Below are 22917 nucleotides of genomic sequence, written 5' to 3' on the forward strand. Positions count from 1 at the left end.
ACTTCTATTCCACCATTATTTTTTGTGTCCGGTTTTTGGCAACCAGATAAAGCAACGGTGCACCAAGGGCGGCTGTAATAATCCCAACCATGATCTCCTCTGGCGCTATCAGCAATCGTCCCACAACATCCGATATCAATAGCAGGCAAGGCCCTGCAAACAGACAGTAAGGCAGCAACCAGCGAAAATCACTGCCTACTAAGGCCCGCATCAAATGTGGCGCCGCCAGACCAATAAAGGCAATTGGGCCCGCCATTGCTGTCGCTCCTGCCGCCAGCATGGTGGCGCTAAATAGGGACAATATACGGGTACGGGCAACATTAGCACCGAGAGAACCGGCGATCGCTTCGCCAAAAACCATCACATTTAATGAAGCACTGAGTGAAAGCGTCAAAACGATAGCCACCAGCAGATAAGGGATCAATAAACTTGCTTCCCTTAGTGACATGGTGCTCAAAGAACCCACTGTCCAAAAACGATAACTGTCCATAACCTGTGCATTCATCAGTATAATTCCCTTTACCACGGCAAACAGGCAGGCATTGATAGCTGCTCCTGTCAAAACCAATCGTACAGGATTGGTATTGCGGGAACCCCCGCTAAGCAGGTAGAACAATAAAGTTGATAAGCCGGCACCAATAAATGCTGTCCAAAAACGAGGCAGTTGCTCCAACACCGGAATGAAAGAGAAAAAGACCACCGCAGTCGCCGCTCCCGCATTAACGCCCAACAAACCGGGATCTCCCAACGGATTGCGTAACAAGCCTTGAGTGACGGTTCCTGCCAGTGCCAGTGCGGCTCCGGCCATTAAGCCAATCAGGGTACGCGGTTCACGAGCGTTGATAACTAAATCATAATAACTGCCTTGATCCCCCAGCCAGTAATGCTGCCAAATGGCTGACAGCGGTAGGGATTTCGATCCTAAACTTAAGCTGGCGGCGACACAAAGACAGGTCAGTAATACCATCAATACCAAACCCAATGTGAGAGATAGACGTCGCCTAGTGTTTCTCATGTTTTGCTATCTCCTGCTGCAACAACGGCATAAATCTGGGTAATCCCCAACGTAAACTCAGTAGTGAGCCATAAGACATTGACATTACGAGGGATTGATCAGTCAACGGAATATATCCTCCTTCACGGACGGCACGAATAGAGCGAAACAGGGGTTGTGATTCCGTCTGCTGACGTTCTTTTTCACTGCTATACCAGGTAACTAAAATATCTGCGCCATTCAGCAAATCAGCATTCTCCAGACCAATATTGGATGAAAAACTACCAAAAGGTGTGGTCAGAGAATCCGCCAATGGCAGCAATGACAAGCCCAGGTGCACCAAAGTATCAACCCGGGGATCATTTTTGACATAGATGGATAAAGTGTTACCTGTTGTTCCAGCCTTGATATAGGCAAAGGAATAACGCTTTATATTAGGGATCGTGCTCCCTGTCTGAGTCAGGATGGCATCCAGTTCAGCATTGAGTTTTTCTCCCTGTGGAATTTTATCCAATGCATAAGCCACCAGCTCAATCTGCTGCCGGGGGGTCGTCTGCCATGGCTTATGAGGGTAGGCAATTACAGGAACAAAATGAGACAGATGATCATAATTTTCCTGTGTAATACCTGATTGTGTTGCCAGAACTAAATCCGGCTTTAGTTTGATGATCTTCTCAATATCCAGCTCAGGATACATTTCGATAATGGCTGGCAATTTTGCGCCACGTCGTTCTATCTCCTCTCTGAACCAGGGTAAATACCCGTCTGCATCCCCTCCCCAACGGTGAGATTCAATGCCCACGGGAATAACACCAAGATCTAACAAAATATCTTCAGTACCGGTTCCCAATGCCACAATCCGCTGCGGCGGTTGGTTAATCACTGCCTTTCCCAGTTCAGTGGTAATGATTTTAGGATAGCCAGCTTTTGAATAACCGGTGGTGTCCACCGGTATATTGTTTGCTGTTGACGGTTTATCACAACCGGCTAATAAACCGACCAACAATATAAACGGCACAGCGGCCAGAATTCTGCAATGTGTTCGTACTCTTTGTATCAACATCATCGCTTACGACCCTTTACCGCTTGTTGTTTAAATGGATAAAAGCACATGGCCGCCGTCCGTCACTTTTTCAATTAGAACTTATAACTCAAGGTCGCTTCGACATTACGTGGTGCACCATAGTAGTACTGGGTGTAGCTACCGAATGAGGTGTAGTATTTTTTGTCAAACACATTATTCAGGTTCACAGTCAGGGAAAGATCTGGTGTGAACTGATAACGTCCCATCAGGTTAACCGTGGTAAAGCTACCTTGCCCATCTTCACGTTTACCGTTGGGGCTATTAAGCTCCAGCTGTGTTTTATCCTGCCAGTTAACTCCACCACCAAGAGTCAGATCATTCATTACTCCAGGTAAAGTGTAAGTAGTAAACAATTTGAACAGACGATTTGGTTTATCTGTATTGACACGCTCACCACCAGGCATAGTGGCGCGGAATTGGGTATAACCCGCGTACATACGCCAGTCATCGGTAATCTGGCCACTGACTTCAGCTTCAAAACCACGAGTTTTTACACCGTTGATTGCGTAATAAGCTCTGATCTTATCTGGGCGTGGTGGGGCTGTACTATCCAATTTTGCATAATTATTTTGACGGATCTCAAAAATCGCTAATGAATAATCAAGACCGTTATCCAGAGCGACTCCTTTCAAGCCCAATTCATAGTTTTCACCAGCAGCCGGCTTAAGAAGTTCACCTTTACGATTAATATAGCCTTCTGGGTTGAAGATTTTGGTATAACTGCCATAAACGGAGAAATCTGGTGTGATGTTGTAGACCAAGCCACCATATGGCACAAATTCATCACTGTAGCTGGCATTTTGTGGTGTACCAAAATTATCACCACGAGTTTTCCAGCTGGTAACACGTCCACCGAGGATCAATGTTAATGGATCTGCCAATGAAAGCTGAGTGACTGCATAACCTGCGGTTTGTTCAATATCACCATAAGAACCCATTGAACGAGTTTTACTCCATGTTGGTTCAGGATAACCCCATGAAGGCTGAGTAAAATCACCTATTTTTGGACAATTCCCTGACTTCATACATAGAGCTGAGTAATAATCATTCCGAAAATTCTGTTTCTGATGATTCAAACCAAAACTAGCGTGGTGAGTACGCCCCAACAACCCATAATTACCATTTAACTGCAAATCAAAATTGCGCTGACGGCGGGTTCCATCGATCAATGTCATACTACCCGGAGACATTCCCTCATTAGTTACACGATCAGGAAAACCCATTGCCCATAATACTTTTTGATCAAGGGCATTGCTGTCATAGGTGAAAGTTCCTTTTACACTCCAGCCATTATCAAATTTATGCTGCAAGCTGGTAAAAATAGAGGATGAACGAACCTTAGAAAATGCCCAATCCGGGGCATAGCTATTGCTACGCTTATAATCTGTTTTGCTGCCATCTTTAAAATAAATTGGCAATCCACCAAACATTCCACCGCGGGTATGATTGATCTGATAATCAGCACCAACGGTCAGCAAAGTATTGTCTGTCAGATCGGCTTCGATAATGCCGTAGAATGGATATTTTTCATGTTTATCGCGATCAATAAAAGAGTTGGAACGCTGGTAGGCGGTGATAAAACGCCCTCTGACTGTACCATCCCCATTTAATGGACTGGAGAGATCAAGACCAGTACGCCATTTATCCCAGGAGCCACCCCCAAGTGTAATTTCACCACGAAAATCGCGGGTTGGGCGTTTGCGGATCACATTCACCGCCGCAGAAGGTGTACCCGGCCCGACCATCAAACCCGCTGCGCCACGTACTACTTCCAGACGGTCAAACATGATGGTATCCATCAGGTTATCACCGTAATTAAAACGGATATCGTAGAAAGTTGGTACACCATCGCGCAGCATGTTTCTGACACCCATTCCCCTTGAAGAGAAAGTGAAACGATCGCTGTCAGCCTGATGAACGGTCATCCCCGTAATACGGTCTATGGCACTTTTTACGCTGTCCAGATTTTCATCCACCATACGCTGTTTGGTCATCACACTGACACTCTGTGGCGTTTCACGCGCAGACAAATTCAACCCCGTTGATGTCACCATTGAGGTAGTGTTGTACATGCCACTGTCTTCGGTTACTCCTTCATGCACCGGGGTTCCTGCTGTTACAACAATTTTATCGTTTTTTCCCTGCGCTTCTTCTGCTATTGCCGAATGATTCCCTGCAAGAAGCAGCGGAATTAAAACAGAAAGGATTTTTCTCTTGGTTAAATGATTTCGTTGCAAAATTGGGTTTATCACTCTATTCATCCTGTTATCAAAATAATTTATTGTTATGCTGACTTTATGTATTTCCAACACCTGTTGTTTTAAACCGTTTGTTTTAAACCGCTTGTTCTAAAGCGTTTGCTCTAAACCATGACGGAATATTTTTCCCGAAATGCATGAAGGGGATTGACTAATGTCCCGGCAAATTTCAGATTTTTTTCCCGATCATCAAGATCAATCATTTGCTGGTTATTCGCCATTTGCAGTCGATTTAAGCAAGTACGTACAAAGTCATGCTTAAATAGATCAAATTGGCGGAATTTTTCTATTTGGTTCAAGTGTTGTGATTGATAGTTATAAACACACTGAGCCACTAATTCCCAAAAATGTGTTTCTGACAATGCCAAATGTTTTTGCAATAACGGACTCAAATAACGGAAGAAACAATCAAAAATATCAAGGAATATATAGTTAATTTTCATATCATCCTGAATAGTGACATGTAGAAAATCAATCTCCTCAGGTAATTGAAGGTCTCCATTCAAAATAGCAATTTCTTCACCAATATCTTTCATTAACATTTTCACTGGAATATTGTTTTCCAGCACTAACATCAGATTTTCACCATGTGGCATAAAGACCAAATCATAAGTGAAGAAAGAACGTAGTAATGGTGAAAGATAAGCATCCAGATAGCGGGCTACCCACGTTTCTACAGGTAAACCAGAATTTTGTACCAAAGCAGCAATGACCGCATTACCTTCTCTATCAACATGTAACAACGATGCCATCGTCATCAGACGTTGATTCTCTTCCAAGATCGTCATTGGGCTTTCTCGCCATAACGCCGACAACATTTTTTTATGTGGATTATCTTTTTTGATAGCGGATTCGAAATAATGGTTAAAATACCCTATCGCCGCCCGTTCTCGTAATATGGTAAATCCTTTCTTCTGAAAGAAAGTATCTGCTGCTACCAAATGGTAAAGCCACTCATTAACGTGTGGTGTTGTTACCATACTATGGGGATCCAAGCCTCTCATAAATCCCATATTAAGGACTGATAGGGCTGTTTTCACATAGTTTTTCTTAGGCTGGCTAATATTGAAAAACGTGCGGATAGATTGCTGAGCCAGATAGCGATCATTGCCCTTACCGAGATAAACGATATCTTGATTAGCAATATCTGCCGCAAAACTGATAGTAATACGATGCTTCCACTGCCAGGGATGTACTGGCATCAGATAATAATCTGACAGATTTAATCCCAATTTTTGCATATATCGTTCAAACTGGGCTGGTAAATATGTTTCCAGTTCCTCTGCCAACAACTGAGAATAAGAAAGCGAAGATAATGCTGAGAAAACTGTTTTATTGCGATGTACAGCGATCCAAATTAATGTCACCGGATTTGCGCTTTCTGGTGCATATTGCAAGTAATCATCTGAGTCAAAACCAATACGACCGTTATTGGCAATAAAAACAGGATGGCCCTCAGTCATTGCCGTTTCCACAGTCTGATAATCCGCTTGGGTTAAATCCTGTGCTGTCAATCTATTATTCAGATGCTTAAAAGCATATCCATAAAGTGTGCTGGATATCTCATCAAGATAAATAGGCAGCATCTTTTCTGATATGCCAAGCAATGGATACAAGTCAATGATCAGTTGAATTGCATCCAATGGTTGTGGTTGACCGTGGTTAGATTTTCCGATTGATGAGGCATCAATATCTAAATGCTCTAGTTGGCAATCCTGAGCCTGAAAATGGTATTCAAAATTACCAATTTCAATGGAATAAGACTGTCCCTGGTGGTGTACTGGATAAATCAGTTTTTCATGAGACAATTCACGCAGTATTTTAGCTACGAGATGCCGATTTGCATGTGACCAATTTTCCTTGGTGAGATGAGAGGATTGGGAACCTAATTCAGTTTTGGTGTACAGCGAAGTCATTCAATAAAGCCCTTCATTCATATCCAATATCACACGCTGTGCCTATTGAGAAGCATGATTCGCGCAGTGATAACCTATATAATCCAGAATATTTCTATCCAGCTTTTGGGTATTAACTGTAGCTCACTAACTTACTTTACCAAATGATAATTAAAATCATTATTATTAACAACCACAAAAATATAAAGACTTTAAGTAAAGTCCAGTTAAAAGATATCCATTAAGATAATTGGGTAAATCCCATGAATGAATTATCACCATTCGATGATAAATCATCACAAGATAACAAAATCGTAGGGGTTATTCCGCTTTAGGAACAACAGCTCATCGAAAATAACCTGCTTAAATGCCATCGTGCGGCATCCTTGTCTCTCAGTGAAGTAATAACTATCCTTATTTCCTCAGTGTACTATTTTACTCATACCTGTTCGATATCACATTATTAACATTAAACTCCAATTTGAAATGAAATATTTCCAATTGAGAACCATACTTAACCCCGAACAATTGTTATAATTAGGTTAATTTAATGATATCGTTAAGTTAATCACAAATGTTCAGCCTATCAATACCTCATTCTTTATATAACAGAGGTATCACTTAGATTTTAGATACGCGGATAAATAAAAAAACGACTTTTTAAGGAGAACGCTAAATGAAAAAGGCATTTTTATTCATACCTGCACTGCTGGCGATTTCAATCAGTCCCTTTTCTCATGCTCATATCGATAAAAATGTATATGTTTATGGAGATAGCATAAGTGATACCGGAAATACCAAGGCCGAAAAGATTAAAGCAGCAAAGTCTGAATCATCTGAAGAAACAGAAAATGCAAAAAAACTCAAAAAACGTTTCACTACGGATGGCGACGACGAAAAAAATTATGCTGAATGGTGGTTAGGCCGCTGGTTAATACCCTCCGAAGAAGGTGGCACCAATTATGCCAGAGGAGGAGCGGTGGCTATCGGGGCATTTAACCCTGAAGAACCCAGCAATACGACAGACAGGCAAGTTAATGATTATCTGAAAAACAACAAAGCAGACCCCAATGGGATCTACATTCATTGGGTAGGCGGTAATGATATTAAAGTGGCTTTGATAGCTAATCAGGAGAAACTGTTTAACCTCACAGATAAATCCTCTTGGAAGCCAGATGTTATGATCAAAGAAAGTGCAAATGCTGCCGCAACACAAATCAACGCACTGGTAAAAAGCGGAGCGGGATTAATTATCGCCCCCACTGTTCCAGATGTTGGCACAACACCAAAATTATTGGAAACAGTTTTGGAATCTGGAATAAAAATGAAAGTTAACAAAAATGGTGGATGCTGAAATAGATAAAATGGGTTGGCTTACACGTCTTTTTGTCGAAAAAAAAGTCAGAAAAATTATCCAAGATGAAATGCCAAAACAAATAGAAAGCGTTTTAGATGAAATACACCTAAACATTAATCAGGCTACCCTCTCTAGTGAAGATGCCCGTCAATTAGCACTCCAGAAATTATTTGTTAAACTCAGCCAACTGGCTGAAAAGAAAGTTAAAGACATGGCTGAACAGTACAAAGAACATCTTTCGATGGCTGGGATAGATCTTGAGAATATTAAACTAGACCCTGAACAAATTAAAAACGAGCTTAGCGGCGGATATGACAAAGCCAGTACTGCGGCAACAATCCTCACCGATGCTTATAACAAGCGAGTAGATGATAAAATCAGCGAAAGTAACGGCAATATCTTGCGTGCTGATGTTAATGGCCTACTGCGTGAGGTTATGTCTAATCCACTGATCTATGGCTTCGGCAATAACCTTGGCTATGCCTGTGGCGTAGGTATCGATGCTAATAAATGCACCTCCAAACCTAAAGCCACCAAAGGGCAAGGTCCTAAAGATTTTGATGACAGCAAAGAGTTTATCTTCTCTGATGGTTTCCACCCATCACCGCTGGCGCATAAGATCATGGGCCAATATATTGAATCCATTTATATTGCTCCATCACAGGTCATGACCTTGAATCTGGTCAATCGTGCCACAGTTAAAGGTTCCCGTTCTTCCCTTGATGGTCACTTACAACAATTGCGCAACGGCGGTAATGAACAAGGGAAATTTGGCGTATTCGGTGCCTATACTGACAACCGTCATAACTCCTTTACTCTGGGTGGCGATTATCAGCTGACAGAAAACTTTTTGCTGGGTGCCCTGTACACCAATGACAAATCTGAGTATTCCCCTGCGCCCAATTTTACCTACAATGGGGACGCTCACGTGGCAACCGGTTATGCATTATGGAATGTTTTTAACAACGCGTGGCTGAGCGGTGATCTCCACTATGCCCACATTAATTACGATAGCCTGACCCGCAACATTCAACTTGGCAAAGCTACCCGCAGAGAAACAGGTTCAACCAAAGGTAAACAATGGGGTGTCCGTCTTGCTGCGGGTTGGGATATACCTGTCACGGACATCGTCAGTACCAGCCCAATTATCCAGTTCGCATGGGATAAAGGGGATGTCAAAGGCTACCGAGAATCCGGTAACAACAGTACCTCCATGCATTTTAGTGACCAGAACTACACGTCTAAAGTGGGAACATTAGGCTGGCGTGTAGATAGCAAGTTAGGTCGTTTCAATCCTTATGCCTCTGTAGAGTTTAATCACCAGTTCGGAGATACCCGTTACAAACTACGCAGCGCCATTCATTCCACCAAAACATCCTTTGTTATGGAGAGTGGCAAACAGAGCAAAGACTGGCGTCAATATACAATAGGCACAAATGCTAATCTGTTTGATGATGTACGTGGTTTTGCTTCCGTAACCCTTAACGAAGGCCGCTCGCAAGATCCTAATTATAATTTTAGTCTGGGTATCAACATCAGCTTCTGAATATTTAACAATTCGAACGGGAAGAAACATGGTTTACTGCTGAATAAAAAATGCTCCCAGTTTTCTGGCCAGCCGAAAAAGCTGAGCTTAGGTTTATGTGACCATGAAATTGTGATGCTTAAACAAAACTGAGGTTATAATACTTACAAATAATATAATATTTTCCTTATAAATAAGGCCCTGATTGAAAAACCAGGGCCTTATTTATAAAAGAAACTATATTAAATCATTTATCAAACTTTATTCTGGCGCCACCATTCCGCCAGCATAATACCGGTAGCAACAGAAACGTTCAGGCTTTCTACTTGACCCGTACCACCAATTGAAAGACGGATATCACCATCTTCCCAAACACTATCACTCAGGCCATCACTTTCCTGCCCCAATACCAAAACCATTTTTTCAGGCAGCCTGGCTTCTGTCAGCTTGGTACTTCCTTTATGGCTTGAAGTAGTTACGATGGTGTAGCCTGCATCACGGAATTGACTCAGTGTGATTGTAAGATCATTAACCTCAATACCTTTAATGTGCTCAGCTCCCCCCTCAGCAGTACGGACTGCCGCACCGGATTCCAGCATCGCTGTATCGTGCAATATCATACCCTGTATGCCAAAATGGGCACAGCTACGCATAATTGCACCGAGATTATGCGGGTTACCCACACTTTCCAATGCCAGAACACAGTCTTTCGCTGGAGCTTGCTGTAAATAAGTTTCGGCTTCCAAACCATTACGCTTTTTGATCAGGAAACAGACACCACCATGATGCTCCGTTCCTGATGCTTTGCTCAATTCTTCATCGTCGACCACATGATAAGCCTTGCGATTTGCCGCCATCCATTTCAGAGCGTCACGGAAGCGGGGAGTTACCGACTGGACAAACCATGCCCTGACAATAGCTTCTGGACGATTTTGGAACATTGCCTGACAAGCATTTTCACCATAGATCCGGGTTTCTTCCAACCGTTGACGGCGAAGCTGTTCAGGGTCGATCTGACTTCTACCGCTAATGCCGCCATGATCAGGTTTTGATTCTTCCCCTACCGGACGGGAAACCGTTCTCCAGGGAGAATGATCCTTTGAACGCTGAGGGCGTTCATTGTCACGTCGTCTGCCTCCTTGTTCACGTCCTTTACCAGACTGACGGTTATTGCTGTTACGACGATCGTTATTATTACGACTGTCACTCTTGTCCTCACTACGGACATACATCACTTTGACTTTGCCACTTTTACCACTATAGGAATCGTTCATTTATTTCTCCAACTTCGCTATGGCGCGAAGATTACCCGATGTTCGCGCCCGAAGCTACCTCTGGCAACGACAATCCATTAAAATATCCGCCAATTTTCTACTGGTTTTATTCATGAACATTTTTGAGTTCTTAAATGAGAAATAACAACGCCGTTTATCAGCTTCGCCAACATCGCCTTGCCCGCTCTACCCGTCCTTTTCAAGCAAGAGGCTGCCGAGTTCAGCGTTGCACTTATTGTTTATTGCCCCAAAAAAGATGCCTGTGTGAAAAAATCTCACCCGTAAAAGCGGCCAGCCGCTTTTGCCTCATCATGTTTGATACTGAACCTATGAAGCCTAGCAATACAGGTAAGCTCATTGCAGATGTTCTACCTGATACTGATGCTTTTCTCTGGTCAAGAACCGAGCCTGATCAACGCATGCTTGAAATACTGCGTGATCCAACGCGACAACCTTATCTGATTTTTCCGGAAAGTTACGCCACACCACCTCGTACTGTGTATCAACAACTGCCAGATAATCAGAAAGCACCACTGTTTATTATATTGGATGGTACTTGGCCTGAAGCAAGAAAAATGTTTCGCAAAAGTCCATACTTGGATGATATTCCTCTATTATCAATCAACAGTATTGCTAAAATGGATTATTTACTCCGAATGCCATCAAGAAAAGAGCAGCATTGTACTGCGGAAGTTGCCGCCGCCGCTCTGGAGCTGGCTAATGATTTTGAGGCTTCTCAACAATTACTCACCCATTTCAATCAATTTCGTGAACAATATCTGGCAGGAAAATCGAATCATCCGGCGGAGTAAGTCACAGTAATTCTTGCCAATCACAGCTAAAGTTATTCATAAAAATGGTTCAATTAAAGGTGATTGTTTATTGAAGTAATTATTTATTCAATGACAGTTAATAAGGAGATGAAAAATGAGCCAGCGTGGACTTGAAGCATTGTTACATCCCAAATCTATTGCCGTTATTGGGGCATCTGAAAAACCCGAAAAAGCCAGCTCAACATTGATGCGGAATTTGTTAACTGGAAACTTTAAGGGACCGATTCTTCCTGTCACGCCTAATAAAAGCGCTGTTCTCGGTGTGCTGGCTTATCCTTCTATCGATAAATTACCATTAACGCCCGATCTGGCTGTCATATGTACTCACCACAGCCGCAATTTGCCGTTATTGGAACAATTGACCAGACTGGGCTGTAAAACTGTTATCATTCTTTCATCACCAGTATCACAGTTTGCTGAACTAAAACAATATAGCCAAAAATATCATATCCGGATCCTTGGCCCTAATAGCCTCGGCATTTTGGCTCCATGGATCGGATTGAACGCCAGTTTCTCGCCTATTCCTATTCTCAAGGGAAAGCTGGCATTTATTTCACAATCAGCAGCAATATCCAATACGATTCTGGACTGGGCGAACCATCGCAATATTGGTTTTTCATATTTCATTGCATTGGGTGATAGTGTTGATATTGATATTGATGATCTGCTCGACTTTTTAGCGCGGGATGGTAAAACCAGCGCGATTCTACTGCACCTTGAGCACATTAACGATGCTCGACGGTTTCTGTCTGCTTCACGAAGTGCATCACGCAATAAACCCATTCTGGTTGTAAAAAGCAGCCGTACCCGTAAAGCTCAACAATTACTAGGAGAACAGCAGAATTTCGATGTAGCCTATGACGCAGCAATCCAACGGGCAGGGTTACTGCGTGTACAGGATACACATGAAATGTTTTCTGCCGTGGAGACGTTAAGCTTTATGCGTCCGTTACGTGGAGAACGCCTGCTAATTGTCAGTAATGGAGCCGCACCTGCTGCTATGGCGCTGGATGAACTCCTCAGGAGAACCGGTAAACTAGCGGTTCTGGAGGACGAAACAATTGTTAAATTATCTGGTGTACTGCCTGAAGCACAGACTTTACGCAACCCTCTGGATCTGGGAGACAGTTCATCAACCGAACAATATATCGCTGCCCTGAAACTACTGTTAGATAGCCGTAGCTATGATGCCTTACTGTTGATTCATTCTCCCTGTGCCATTTCCCATAGCATGCAGACAGCAGTTAACGTCATTAAGGCTGTTAAAGAGCATCCTCGTGGAAAATGGCTCACAATCTTTACTAATTGGTGTGGTGAATATTCTTCATTAGAAGCGAGGCGGTTATTCAGTGAAGCGGGTATCCCAACCTACCGTACACCAGAAGGCGCAGTGACAGCTTTTATGCATATGGTGGAATATCAACGTAACCAGAAACAACTCAAAGAAACCCCTGCCCTGCCAATAGGTATCACATCAGATACTGCACACGCCCACGATTGCATCCAGCAAGCCCTTAATAGTGGCAATACTCAGCTGGATACCCATGAAGTACAGTCTATTCTTGAAGCCTACGGCCTAAATACTTTACCTACATGGATTGCTCACTCCAGTGATGATGCAGTCAATATTGCGGAAAAAATTGGCTATCCCGTAGCACTGAAATTGCGTTCTCCCGATATTCCTCACAAATCAGAAGTTCAAGGGGTCATGCTCTATCTGCGTAATGCCGGAGAAGTTAAAACAGCAACTCAGGCCATTATTGAACGTGTGAAACAGAATTTTCCACAAGCCAGAATTTATGGTCTATTGGTACAAAACATGGCAAACCGAGCTGGTGCGCAAGAGTTGAGAGTTGCCATTGAACAAGATGAGATATTTGGCCCTTTAATTATGCTTGGAGAAGGTGGCATAGATTGGGTTAATGAAACTCAGGCTGCCGTCGCCCTACCGCCTCTCAATATGGCATTGGCTCGTTATTTGGTCATTCAGGCTATTAAAGGAGGTAAAATAAAATCTGGCGGTTCACTGCAACCATTGGATATCCCTGCTCTAAGTCAATTATTAGTTAGGGTATCCAACTTACTGATCGATTGCCCCCAAATCACTCGTATGCATATCCATCCGTTATTGGCATCAGGCAGTGAATTCACACTACTGGATGTAACAATGGAGTTAACACCCATCACTGATGATCACCGAAATCGACTGGCAATTCGCCCTTATCCCAATGAACTGGAAGAAACCATTTATATCAGAGATGATTTTGCATGTTTACTGCGCCCAATTCTGCCGGAAGATGAACCGTTACTAAAAGAATTTATCGAACAGGTAACGAAAGAAGATCTTTATTATCGCTATTTTAGTGAGATCAGTGAATTCACTCACGATGACCTCGCCAATATGACCCAAATTGATTATGACCGTGAAATGGCGTTTGTTGCGATACGCCATCCAACAACCAAACCGGAAATTATTGGTGTCGCCCGTGCTATGGCTGATCCGGATAATATCGAAGCAGAATTTGCTGTGTTAGTGCGATCAGATTTGAAAGGGATTACGTTAGGATATCAGCTCATGACCAAATTAATTCACTACACGAAAGAACATGGCATTCAGGTATTAACCGCTATCACTATGCCAGAAAATCGTAATATGATCCGACTTGCCAAAAAACTGGGCTTTGCCATTGATATCCAATTAGAAGAGGGAATTGTCAATCTTGTCTTAAAACTTTAGTCGCCAGAACCTTAAGGTAAATAAGAATAGCGAAAGACAGGCTCAAACCGACTCCTTACTTCGTGATGGATCGCACAGACTTAAAGCAATCAGCAATAGAAAGTTAATTCATACTCACAATTAACCGAACTAATGGTATTATCGCCGGATCATTTTGATTCATAACATTACGATGGAACGCCAACCATCAAACTAAGAGAAAAATCGCACTGTGATGTTGTCCAAATTTAAACAAGCAAAACACCAACAACACCTTGCACAACTGCCTAAATTACCGCAGTCAGTTGCTGACATTGAAACCCTTTATCAGTCTAAAGAGTTTCGCAGCACCTTACTGGAACGCATTGAAGGCGCTAAAAAGCATATTTATATCGTCGCATTATATTTAGAGCATGACGACGCTGGGCAAGATATTTTAACAGCACTGTATGAGGCCAAGCAAAAGCGGCCTGAACTGGATATCAAAATTCTGGTCGACTGGCATCGTGCCCAGCGCGGTCGTATTGGTGCTGGAGCCACTGTAACAAACGCAGATTGGTACTGTTCTATGGCTGAAAAATATCCTGACATTCATATCCCCACCCTTGGTATTCCTGTAAATACCCGTGAAGCGTTAGGCGTCTTGCACCTCAAAGGCTTTATCTTTGACGATACTGTTATTTATAGTGGTGCCAGCATTAATAACGTCTACTTACACCGCCACGAAAAATATCGCTACGATCGCTATCATCTACTGCACAACGCTAAACTTGCAGCTATCATGAAGCAGTTTATTGACGACAACATTATTTCTGCCGATGCAGTCAATAACTTGGCTTCCCGAGCTCGCCCTCGTAGCCTTGAAATTAAAAACTTTATCAGGCAATTCCGCACTTCCTTGCGTAGTGCTACATATCATGTCGAAAACCAGGCTTCAAATGACGAACTTGCAATAACACCACTCGTTGGATTGGGCAAAAAGAATTCTCTGAATAAGACAATCTGTCATCTGATCGCCAGTACAGAAAAGAAAGTAGTAATCTGTACTCCTTACTTCAACTTACCAGCAGTATTGGTTCGTTCTATTGCAAGATTGTTGCGGCAGGGGAAACAGGTCGAAATTATCATTGGTGATAAAACAGCCAATGATTTTTATATTCCACCGGAAGAGCCTTTTAAGATTATTGGTGCCTTGCCCTATCTGTATGAGATTAACTTACGCCGTTTCACCAATCGGCTACAACGTTTTATCGATAGCCAGCAATTAACTATCCGGTTATGGAAAGACGAAGATAATACCTATCATTTAAAGGGTGTCTGGGTTGATAACAAATGGCAATTGATTACAGGTAATAACCTCAATCCACGTGCATGGGGGCTTGATTTGGAAAATGCCATTCTCATTCATGATCCCCACCAGAAAATGCACACACAACGCTCTTTGGAACTAAATTGCATTCGTTCTCATACAAAAATCATCAATAATTATCAAGAGTTGGATAGTATACAACTTTATCCTGTCAAAGTTCGTAAATTAATACGTCGTTTACGCCGTATCCGTGTTGATAGGTTAATCAGCAGAATATTGTAAATAGATAAATAATTATCAAAATATTAATCCCTTCTTAATTAAAGAAGGGATTTTTGTATCTTATTTATCAAATCGCTATTATTTATTAAATTATAAACGATAGCGTAAATTACAATGAAAAAATCCATCACCAATAAAATCAAACATGTATTAATAACATTTTCTCTCTTATCCACTACTGCTTGTTCTAATATGCATCAGGCCAATGATACCTGGACAGGTAGAGACAAAGCCCAGCATTTTCTATTTTCTGCCGTAATAGCCGCCGCAGGAAACGCTTATGGTGATCACCAAAACTGGAAACATCGGGAAAGTGTGCAATTCGGCCTGTTACTGTCAATTAGTCTTGGTGCAGCAAAAGAATTTTATGATAGCCGTCCTGCTGGAACAGGGTGGAGTTGGCAAGACTTTGTTTACGATATAGCGGGAGCCATAACTGGTTATAGCTTGTATCAATCCTTGAAATAGTCTGATAATTATATTTATGAACTATCCTCTAAATTAAAAGAATATTTTTCTATTTTCATAACGCAAAAAAGCCATCCGTCACCGGATGGCTTTTCTGACTAAATCAATGTCTGGCAGTGCCCTACTCTCGCATGGGGAGACCCCACACTACCATCGGCGCGCCGGCGTTTCACTGCTGAGTTCGGCATGGGGTCAGGTGGGACCACCGCGCTATTGCCGCCAGACAAATCCTGTATTCAATCCTGAACAAGCTGATGACGCTATGTGTCTTTCTCTGAAACTGTTTTCGTCTCTTGGCCCCAAAACACCTTCGGTGTTGTCAGGTTAAGCCTCTCGGAGCATTAGTACCGGTTAGCTCAACGTATCGCTACGCTTACACACCCGGCCTATCCACGTCCTCGTCTCGAACGTTCCTTATGTGTCCTCTCTGGGACAAGGGAAGACTCATCTTAAGGCAAGTTTCCCGCTTAGATGCTTTCAGCGGTTATCTCTGCCGCACGTAGCTACCGGGCAATGCCATTGGCATGACAACCCGAACACCAGCGGTGCGTCCACTCCGGTCCTCTCGTACTAGGAGCAGCCCCTTTCAATCTTCCAGCGCCCACGGCAGATAGGGACCGAACTGTCTCACGACGTTCTAAACCCAGCTCGCGTACCACTTTAAACGGCGAACAGCCGTACCCTTGGGACCTACTTCAGCCCCAGGATGTGATGAGCCGACATCGAGGTGCCAAACACCGCCGTCGATATGAACTCTTGGGCGGTATCAGCCTGTTATCCCCGGAGTACCTTTTATCCGTTGAGCGATGGCCCTTCCATACAGAACCACCGGATCACTAAGACCTACTTTCGTACCTGCTCGCGCCGTCACGCTCGCAGTCAAGCTGGCTTATGCCTTTGCACTAACCTCACGATGTCCGACCGTGATTAGCCAACCTTCGTGCTCCTCCGTTACGCTTTGGGAGGAGACCGCCCCAGTCAAACTACCCACCAGACACTGTCCGCAACCCGGATAACGGGTCCACGTTAGAACATCAAACATTCAAGGGTGGTATTTCAAGGATGGCTCCATGCAGACTGGCGTCCACACTTCAAAGCCTCCCACCTATCCTACACATCAAGGCTCCATGTTCAGTGTCAAGCTATAGTAAAGGTTCACGGGGTCTTTCCGTCTTGCCGCGGGTACACTGCATCTTCACAGCGAGTTCAATTTCACTGAGTCTCGGGTGGAGACAGCCTGGCCATCATTACGCCATTCGTGCAGGTCGGAACTTACCCGACAAGGAATTTCGCTACCTTAGGACCGTTATAGTTACGGCCGCCGTTTACTGGGGCTTCGATCAGGAGCGTCGCGTTGCCGCTAACCCCATCAATTAACCTTCCAGCACCGGGCAGGCGTCACACCGTATACGTCCACTTTCGTGTTGGCACAGTGCTGTGTTTTTATTAAACAGTTGCAGCCAGCTGGTCTCTGCGACTGGCTTCAGCTCCGGGCGCACGGCCCTTCACCTAACGCCAGCGTGCCTTCTCCCGAAGTTACGGCACCATTTTGCCTAGTTCCTTCACCCGAGTTCTCTCAAGCGCCTGAGTATTCTCTACCTGACCACCTGTGTCGGTTTGGGGTACGATTCAATGTTACCTGATGCTTAGAGGCTTTTCCTGGAAGCAGGGCATCAACCACTTCACCACCGTAGTGGCTCGTTATCACGCCTCAGTGTTATGGATGACCGGATTTGCCAGGTCACCCCACCTACACGCTTCAACCGGGACATACCGTCGCCCGGCCGGCCTAGCCTTCTCCGTCCCCCCTTCGCAGTAACACCGAGTACAGGACTATTAACCTGTTTCCCATCGACTACGCCTTTCGGCCTCGCCTTAGGGGTCGACTCACCCTGCCCCGATTAACGTTGGACAGGAACCCTTGGTCTTCCGGCGAGCGGGTTTTTCACCCGCTTTATCGTTACTTATGTCAGCATTCGCACTTCTGATACCTCCAGCAGGCCTCACGACCCGCCTTCACCGGCTTACAGAACGCTCCCCTACCCAGCAATATATTCATATCGCTGCCGCAGCTTCGGTGCATGGTTTAGCCCCGTTACATCTTCCGCGCAGGCCGACTCGACCAGTGAGCTATTACGCTTTCTTTAAATGATGGCTGCTTCTAAGCCAACATCCTGGCTGTCTGAGCCTTCCCACTTCGTTTCCCACTTAACCATGACTTGGGGACCTTAGCTGGCGGTCTGGGTTGTTTCCCTCTCCACGACGGACGTTAGCACCCGCCGTGTGTCTCCCGTGATAACATTCTCCGGTATTCGCAGTTTGCATCGGGTTGGTAAGTCGGGATGACCCCCTAGCCGAAACAGTGCTCTACCCCCGGAGATGAATTCACGAGGCGCTACCTAAATAGCTTTCGGGGAGAACCAGCTATCTCCCGGTTTGATTGGCCTTTCACCCCCAGCCACAAGTCATCCGCTAATTTTTCAACATTAGTCGGTTCGGTCCTCCAGTTAGTGTTACCCAACCTTCAACCTGCCCATGGCTAGCTCACCGGGTTTCGGGTCTATACCCTGCAACTGAGCGCCCAGTTAAGACTCGGTTTCCCTGCGGCTCCCCTAAACGGTTAACCTTGCTACAGAATATAAGTCGCTGACCCATTATACAAAAGGTACGCAGTCACACCCCAAAGGGTGCTCCCACTGCTTGTACGTACACGGTTTCAGGTTCTCTTTCACTCCCCTCGCCGGGGTTCTTTTCGCCTTTCCCTCACGGTACTGGTTCACTATCGGTCAGTCAGGAGTATTTAGCCTTGGAGGATGGTCCCCCCATGTTCAGACAGGATACCACGTGTCCCGCCCTACTCTTCGAGCTCGCAACACCGGCGCCTTCGGATACGGGGCTGTCACCCTTTACTGCCGGCCTTTCCAGACCGTTCTCCTGGCGCTGATATTGTTGATGGCTCTGGGCTGCTCCCCGTTCGCTCGCCGCTACTGGGGGAATCTCGGTTGATTTCTTTTCCTCGGGGTACTGAGATGTTTCAGTTCCCCCGGTTCGCCTCATTCACCTATGGATTCAGTGAATGATAGTGCAACGGATTGCACTGGGTTTCCCCATTCGGACATCGCCGGCTGATAGGGCTTCATATCAGCTCACCGGCGCTTTTCGCAGATTAGCACGTCCTTCATCGCCTCTGACTGCCTAGGCATCCACCGTGTACGCTTAGTCGCTTAACCTCACAACCCGAAGGTGTCTTCGAATTGGAGTATGTTGAGAGACGCATCAATATCGTCAATGACCCTATTGATGGTTTCAAATTTTCAGCTTGTTCCAGATTGTTAAAGAGCAAATATTGCTAAACTGACTCGCAAGTCACGCTTAACAATATCGGTTGACGCCGGCTTTCACCCGGGGCCTGAGCAAAGTGGCGTCCCCTAGGGGATTCGAACCCCTGTTACCGCCGTGAAAGGGCGGTGTCCTAGGCCTCTAGACGAAGGGGACAGTCAGTCTCTTCGCAGACGCTTGCTCGTCTTACAGTCATCAGACAATCTGTGTGAACACTCACAAGTTACCATCATTTGGTTAAGGAGGTGATCCAACCGCAGGTTCCCCTACGGTTACCTTGTTACGACTTCACCCCAGTCATGAGTCACAAAGTGGTCAGCGCCCTCCCGCAGGTTAAGCTACCGACTTCTTTTGCCACCCACTCCCATGGTGTGACGGGCGGTGTGTACAAGGCCCGGGAACGTATTCACCGTAGCATGCTGATCTACGATTACTAGCGATTCCGACTTCATGGAGTCGAGTTGCAGACTCCAATCCGGACTACGACAGACTTTATGAGTTCCGCTTGCTCTCGCGAGGTCGCTTCTCTTTGTATCCGCCATTGTAGCACGTGTGTAGCCCTACTCGTCTGGGCCATGATGACTTGACGTCATCCCCACCTTCCTCCGGTTTATCACCGGCAGTCTCCCTTGAGTTCCCACCATAATGTGCTGGCAACAAAGGATAAGGGTTGCGCTCGTTGCGGGACTTAACCCAACATTTCACAACACGAGCTGACGACAGCCATGCAGCACCTGTCTCACGGTTCCCGAAGGCACTTCAGCATCTCTGCCAAATTCCGTGGATGTCAAGAGTAGGTAAGGTTCTTCGCGTTGCATCGAATTAAACCACATGCTCCACCGCTTGTGCGGGCCCCCGTCAATTCATTTGAGTTTTAATCTTGCGACCGTACTCCCCAGGCGGTCGATTTAACGCGTTAGCTCCGGAAGCCACACCTCAAGGGCACAACCTCCAAATCGACATCGTTTACGGCGTGGACTACCAGGGTATCTAATCCTGTTTGCTCCCCACGCTTTCGCACCTGAGCGTCAGTCTTCGTCCAGGGGGCCGCCTTCGCCACCGGTATTCCTCCACATCTCTACGCATTTCACCGCTACACGTGGAATTCTACCCCCCTCTACGAGACTCCAGCCAACCAGTCTTAGATGCCGTTCCCGGGTTAAGCCCGGGGATTTCACATCTAACTTAATTGGCCGCCTGCGTGCGCTTTACGCCCAGTAATTCCGATTAACGCTTGCACCCTCCGTATTACCGCGGCTGCTGGCACGGAGTTAGCCGGTGCTTCTTCTGCGGGTAACGTCAATCGTGAGCCCTGTTCAGACTCACGCCTTCCTCCCCGCTGAAAGTACTTTACAACCCGAAGGCCTTCTTCATACACGCGGCATGGCTGCATCAGGCTTGCGCCCATTGTGCAATATTCCCCACTGCTGCCTCCCGTAGGAGTCTGGGCCGTGTCTCAGTCCCAGTGTGGCTGGTCATCCTCTCAGACCAGCTAGGGATCGTCGCCTAGGTGAGCCCTTACCCCACCTACTAGCTAATCCCATCTGGGTTCATCCGATAGCGTGAGGCCCGAAGGTCCCCCACTTTGCTCCAAAGAGGTTATGCGGTATTAGCCACCATTTCCAGTGGTTATCCCCCTCTACCGGGCAGATCCCCAGACATTACTCACCCGTCCGCCGCTCGTCAGCAAAAATGCAAAAGCCCTTTCCTGTTACCGCCCGACTTGCATGTGTTAGGCCTGCCGCCAGCGTTCAATCTGAGCCATGATCAAACTCTTCAATTAAAAGTGTTTTGATGCTCAAAGAATTTCACTGTTCAGTATCGCAATGAATTAACTGTTTCAGTCACTCTTCAAGACTTGAATCTTTTTCGCCTTGCGGCGTTTGATCGTGTCCTGCGAGTGCCCACACAGATTGGTCTGATTAATTTGTTAAAGAGCGTTGGCAGAAGTAATCTCTCTTCTTGCCTGAGGTGGTGTATGTTACGCCTTCCTCTCAGCGTGTCAAGCCTTTATTTTCATGACTTTCAGCTCTTGTCACGCCGATTCATTTGTGTGTTCATCGTGACAACGGAGGCGCATTATAGGGACTTTTGCGATACTGACAACAATTATTTTTAAAAAAACAATTCAATCGACTATTTATCACTCAGAATAAGCTTTTTAGATATATTTTTGACCTAATAAATGAAAGAGAGGTGATTTTTTCACCTCTCTTTTATTTTTGTAAGATTTTTTATATTGCTTAACGGCATTACTATTCAATAATTGTCTATAAAAATAACCACCTATAGAATATCACAAAGTGAATTGAGTAAAAAACGTTATTGCCTTGCAATAATATGATCATTTTCCAAATCTAATGTGACCCAATTTACCTGGCATCAATTTCCCTGAAAGGATCTGCTGAGCCAGCGGATTTTCAATCTCTTGCTGGATAGCCCGTTTTAATGGGCGCGCTCCATATACAGGATCAAAACCAGCGTCACTCAGTTTTTCCAAAGCGGATAGAGTCATTGTGACTTGATAGGCCACGCTCTTCCAAACGTTTATATAGACGCTGCAATTGGATATTCGCAATAGATTTCAAATGTTCTTTTCCTAGTGGATGGAATACCACAACTTCATCAACTCGGTTAATGAACTCAGTCTGAAATGGGGCCAACTATCTCCATCACCAGTATCTTTCATTCCTACCATAATCCAGTGCACCAAAATGTTCCTGAATCATGTCTGAACCTAAGTTAGAGGTCATAATACAACGGTATTTACGAAAATCTACTGTTCTTCCTTGACCATCAGTCAAGCGACCATCATCCAAGACTTGTAGCAAGATATTGAAACAATCCGGATGAGCTTTTTCAACTTCATCTAATAAAATGACAGAGTAAGGGGCGACGACGCACTGCTTCTGTCAGATACCTCCTTCTTCATACCCAACATATCCGGGAGGAGCACCCCACTAACCTTGAAACAGCGTGCTTTTCCATAAATTCAGACATGTCGATACGTACCATTGCATCGTCACTATCAAACAGGGAAATTAGCCAATGCCTTACACAGCTCAGTTTTACCAACCCCTGTTGGCCCTAAGAACATGAAAGAACCTATCGGGGCGGTTTGGATCAGATAAACCAGCGCGGCTACGGCGAATTGCATTCGACCACAGCATCAACGGCCTCATTTTGCCCAATTACACGTTTGTGTAATTCATGTTCCATACGCAATAATTTATCTTTTTCACTTTCCAACATTCTGGATACAGGGATTCCCGTCCAGCGAGCAAGAATTTCAGCAATTTCAGCATCAGTAACTTTATTACGCAGCAGTCTCATTGGATGACTTTCTGCTGTAGTCGCAGCAGTAAGCCGTTTTTCCAACTCAGGAATTTTTCCGTATGAATTTCTGACATTTTTGCCAAGTCACCGCTACGACGGGCTTTTTCTAACTCAATACGTGCATTTTCTAATTCAGCCTTAATGTTTTGAGTACCGTAAGCTCGGCTTTTTCTGCTTTCCACTCTTCTTCCAGCTCAGAATATTCCCGTTCTTTTCCACCAGCTCTTCATTCAACATATCCAAACGC

Annotated in this window: 11 protein-coding genes, 1 tRNA gene, 3 rRNA genes and 2 pseudogenes; 7 read left to right on the plus strand and 10 right to left on the minus strand. The window is 44.8% G+C overall.

Features of this window, described 5'->3' with window-relative positions:
- Window positions 1–4: 4 nt before the first annotated feature.
- The 4 genes from BDD26_RS19255 to BDD26_RS19270 form a co-directional block, all read right to left on the minus strand.
- Entirely contained in the window at window positions 5–1015 is a 1011-nt protein-coding gene (locus BDD26_RS19255; protein ID WP_038260106.1) for a FecCD family ABC transporter permease, read from the minus strand.
- The gene (locus BDD26_RS19260) at window positions 1002–2060 is read right to left on the minus strand and encodes an iron-siderophore ABC transporter substrate-binding protein (RefSeq protein WP_244922785.1); all 1059 of its coding nucleotides are present in this window, start codon (window positions 2058–2060) and stop codon (window positions 1002–1004) included. The genes BDD26_RS19255 and BDD26_RS19260 overlap by 14 nt, the downstream gene beginning before the upstream one ends.
- 71 nt (window positions 2061–2131) lie before the next feature.
- Window positions 2132–4339 carry a TonB-dependent siderophore receptor gene (locus BDD26_RS19265; protein ID WP_211305501.1) on the minus strand — a complete coding sequence of 736 codons (2208 nt, stop codon included), beginning with the start codon at window positions 4337–4339 and terminating at the stop codon, window positions 2132–2134.
- 101 nt (window positions 4340–4440) lie between these two features.
- Complete coding sequence (locus tag BDD26_RS19270) at window positions 4441–6252, minus strand: IucA/IucC family protein (protein ID WP_211305502.1); 1812 nt, start codon at window positions 6250–6252, stop codon at window positions 4441–4443.
- A 314-nt stretch (window positions 6253–6566) separates the two neighbouring features.
- Here BDD26_RS19270 and BDD26_RS20910 point away from each other — a divergent pair.
- The 3 genes and pseudogenes from BDD26_RS20910 to BDD26_RS19280 form a co-directional block, all read left to right on the plus strand.
- Window positions 6567–6674 (plus strand): annotated as a pseudogene (locus BDD26_RS20910) (IS982 family transposase); the annotation flags it as partial.
- Window positions 6675–6907: 233 nt separating this feature from the next.
- Window positions 6908–7585 carry an SGNH/GDSL hydrolase family protein gene (locus tag BDD26_RS19275; protein ID WP_115827459.1) on the plus strand — a complete coding sequence of 226 codons (678 nt, stop codon included), beginning with the start codon at window positions 6908–6910 and terminating at the stop codon, window positions 7583–7585.
- Between the two features lie 10 nt (window positions 7586–7595).
- Entirely contained in the window at window positions 7596–9134 is a 1539-nt protein-coding gene (locus BDD26_RS19280) for an autotransporter outer membrane beta-barrel domain-containing protein (protein ID WP_244922786.1), read from the plus strand.
- Window positions 9135–9367: 233 nt separating this feature from the next.
- Here the strand turns inward: BDD26_RS19280 and BDD26_RS19285 are convergent, their stop codons facing one another.
- Window positions 9368–10387, minus strand: a complete 1020-nt coding sequence (locus BDD26_RS19285) for a tRNA/rRNA methyltransferase (protein ID WP_115827461.1) — start codon at window positions 10385–10387, stop codon at window positions 9368–9370.
- Between the two features lie 134 nt (window positions 10388–10521).
- Between BDD26_RS19285 and BDD26_RS19290 the strand changes: the two genes are divergently transcribed.
- The 4 genes from BDD26_RS19290 (at window position 10522) to BDD26_RS19305 (ending at window position 15995) form a co-directional block, all read left to right on the plus strand.
- On the plus strand, window positions 10522–11199 hold the full coding sequence (locus BDD26_RS19290) for a tRNA-uridine aminocarboxypropyltransferase (RefSeq protein WP_038260112.1): 678 nt from the start codon (window positions 10522–10524) through the stop codon (window positions 11197–11199).
- Between the two features lie 115 nt (window positions 11200–11314).
- Complete coding sequence (locus BDD26_RS19295; RefSeq protein ID WP_115827462.1) at window positions 11315–13957, plus strand: bifunctional acetate--CoA ligase family protein/GNAT family N-acetyltransferase; 2643 nt, start codon at window positions 11315–11317, stop codon at window positions 13955–13957.
- A gap of 214 nt (window positions 13958–14171) precedes the next feature.
- Window positions 14172–15527: a CDP-diacylglycerol--serine O-phosphatidyltransferase gene (gene pssA, locus BDD26_RS19300; protein ID WP_038260115.1), complete on the plus strand. Its 1356-nt coding sequence runs from the start codon at window positions 14172–14174 to the stop codon at window positions 15525–15527.
- Window positions 15528–15641: 114 nt separating this feature from the next.
- The gene (locus BDD26_RS19305) at window positions 15642–15995 is read left to right on the plus strand and encodes a YfiM family lipoprotein (protein ID WP_051502226.1); all 354 of its coding nucleotides are present in this window, start codon (window positions 15642–15644) and stop codon (window positions 15993–15995) included.
- A 108-nt stretch (window positions 15996–16103) separates the two neighbouring features.
- On the opposite strand, the gene rrf is transcribed toward BDD26_RS19305, so the two are convergent.
- The 5 genes and pseudogenes from rrf to BDD26_RS19330 form a co-directional block, all read right to left on the minus strand.
- A 5S ribosomal RNA gene (gene rrf / locus BDD26_RS19310) occupies window positions 16104–16219 on the minus strand.
- A gap of 96 nt (window positions 16220–16315) precedes the next feature.
- A 23S ribosomal RNA gene (locus tag BDD26_RS19315) occupies window positions 16316–19225 on the minus strand.
- A gap of 189 nt (window positions 19226–19414) precedes the next feature.
- Window positions 19415–19490 (minus strand) — tRNA-Glu (locus BDD26_RS19320).
- An 82-nt stretch (window positions 19491–19572) separates the two neighbouring features.
- Window positions 19573–21117: ribosomal RNA gene (locus BDD26_RS19325) — 16S ribosomal RNA — on the minus strand.
- The 16S, 23S and 5S rRNA genes sit together here with 1 tRNA gene alongside, the layout of an rRNA operon.
- A gap of 539 nt (window positions 21118–21656) precedes the next feature.
- A pseudogene (locus BDD26_RS19330) lies at window positions 21657–22917 on the minus strand (AAA family ATPase); the annotation flags it as partial.

It is taken from the genome of Xenorhabdus cabanillasii (assembly GCF_003386665.1).
GTDB classification, from domain to species: domain Bacteria; phylum Pseudomonadota; class Gammaproteobacteria; order Enterobacterales; family Enterobacteriaceae; genus Xenorhabdus; species Xenorhabdus cabanillasii.

Excerpts from the sequence above, each read along its gene's own strand:
- BDD26_RS19255 (WP_038260106.1), bottom strand. The coding sequence starts at position 1,015 with ATGAGAAACACTAGGCGACGTCTATCTCTCACATTGGGTTTGGTATTG.
- BDD26_RS19260 (WP_244922785.1), bottom strand. The coding sequence starts at position 2,060 with ATGATGTTGATACAAAGAGTACGAACACATTGCAGAATTCTGGCCGCT.
- BDD26_RS19265 (WP_211305501.1), bottom strand. The coding sequence starts at position 4,339 with ATGAATAGAGTGATAAACCCAATTTTGCAACGAAATCATTTAACCAAG.
- BDD26_RS19270 (WP_211305502.1), bottom strand. The coding sequence starts at position 6,252 with ATGACTTCGCTGTACACCAAAACTGAATTAGGTTCCCAATCCTCTCAT.
- BDD26_RS19275 (WP_115827459.1), top strand. The coding sequence starts at position 6,908 with ATGAAAAAGGCATTTTTATTCATACCTGCACTGCTGGCGATTTCAATC.
- BDD26_RS19280 (WP_244922786.1), top strand. The coding sequence starts at position 7,596 with ATGGGTTGGCTTACACGTCTTTTTGTCGAAAAAAAAGTCAGAAAAATT.
- BDD26_RS19285 (WP_115827461.1), bottom strand. The coding sequence starts at position 10,387 with ATGAACGATTCCTATAGTGGTAAAAGTGGCAAAGTCAAAGTGATGTAT.
- BDD26_RS19290 (WP_038260112.1), top strand. The coding sequence starts at position 10,522 with ATGAGAAATAACAACGCCGTTTATCAGCTTCGCCAACATCGCCTTGCC.
- BDD26_RS19295 (WP_115827462.1), top strand. The coding sequence starts at position 11,315 with ATGAGCCAGCGTGGACTTGAAGCATTGTTACATCCCAAATCTATTGCC.
- pssA (WP_038260115.1), top strand. The coding sequence starts at position 14,172 with ATGTTGTCCAAATTTAAACAAGCAAAACACCAACAACACCTTGCACAA.
- BDD26_RS19305 (WP_051502226.1), top strand. The coding sequence starts at position 15,642 with ATGAAAAAATCCATCACCAATAAAATCAAACATGTATTAATAACATTT.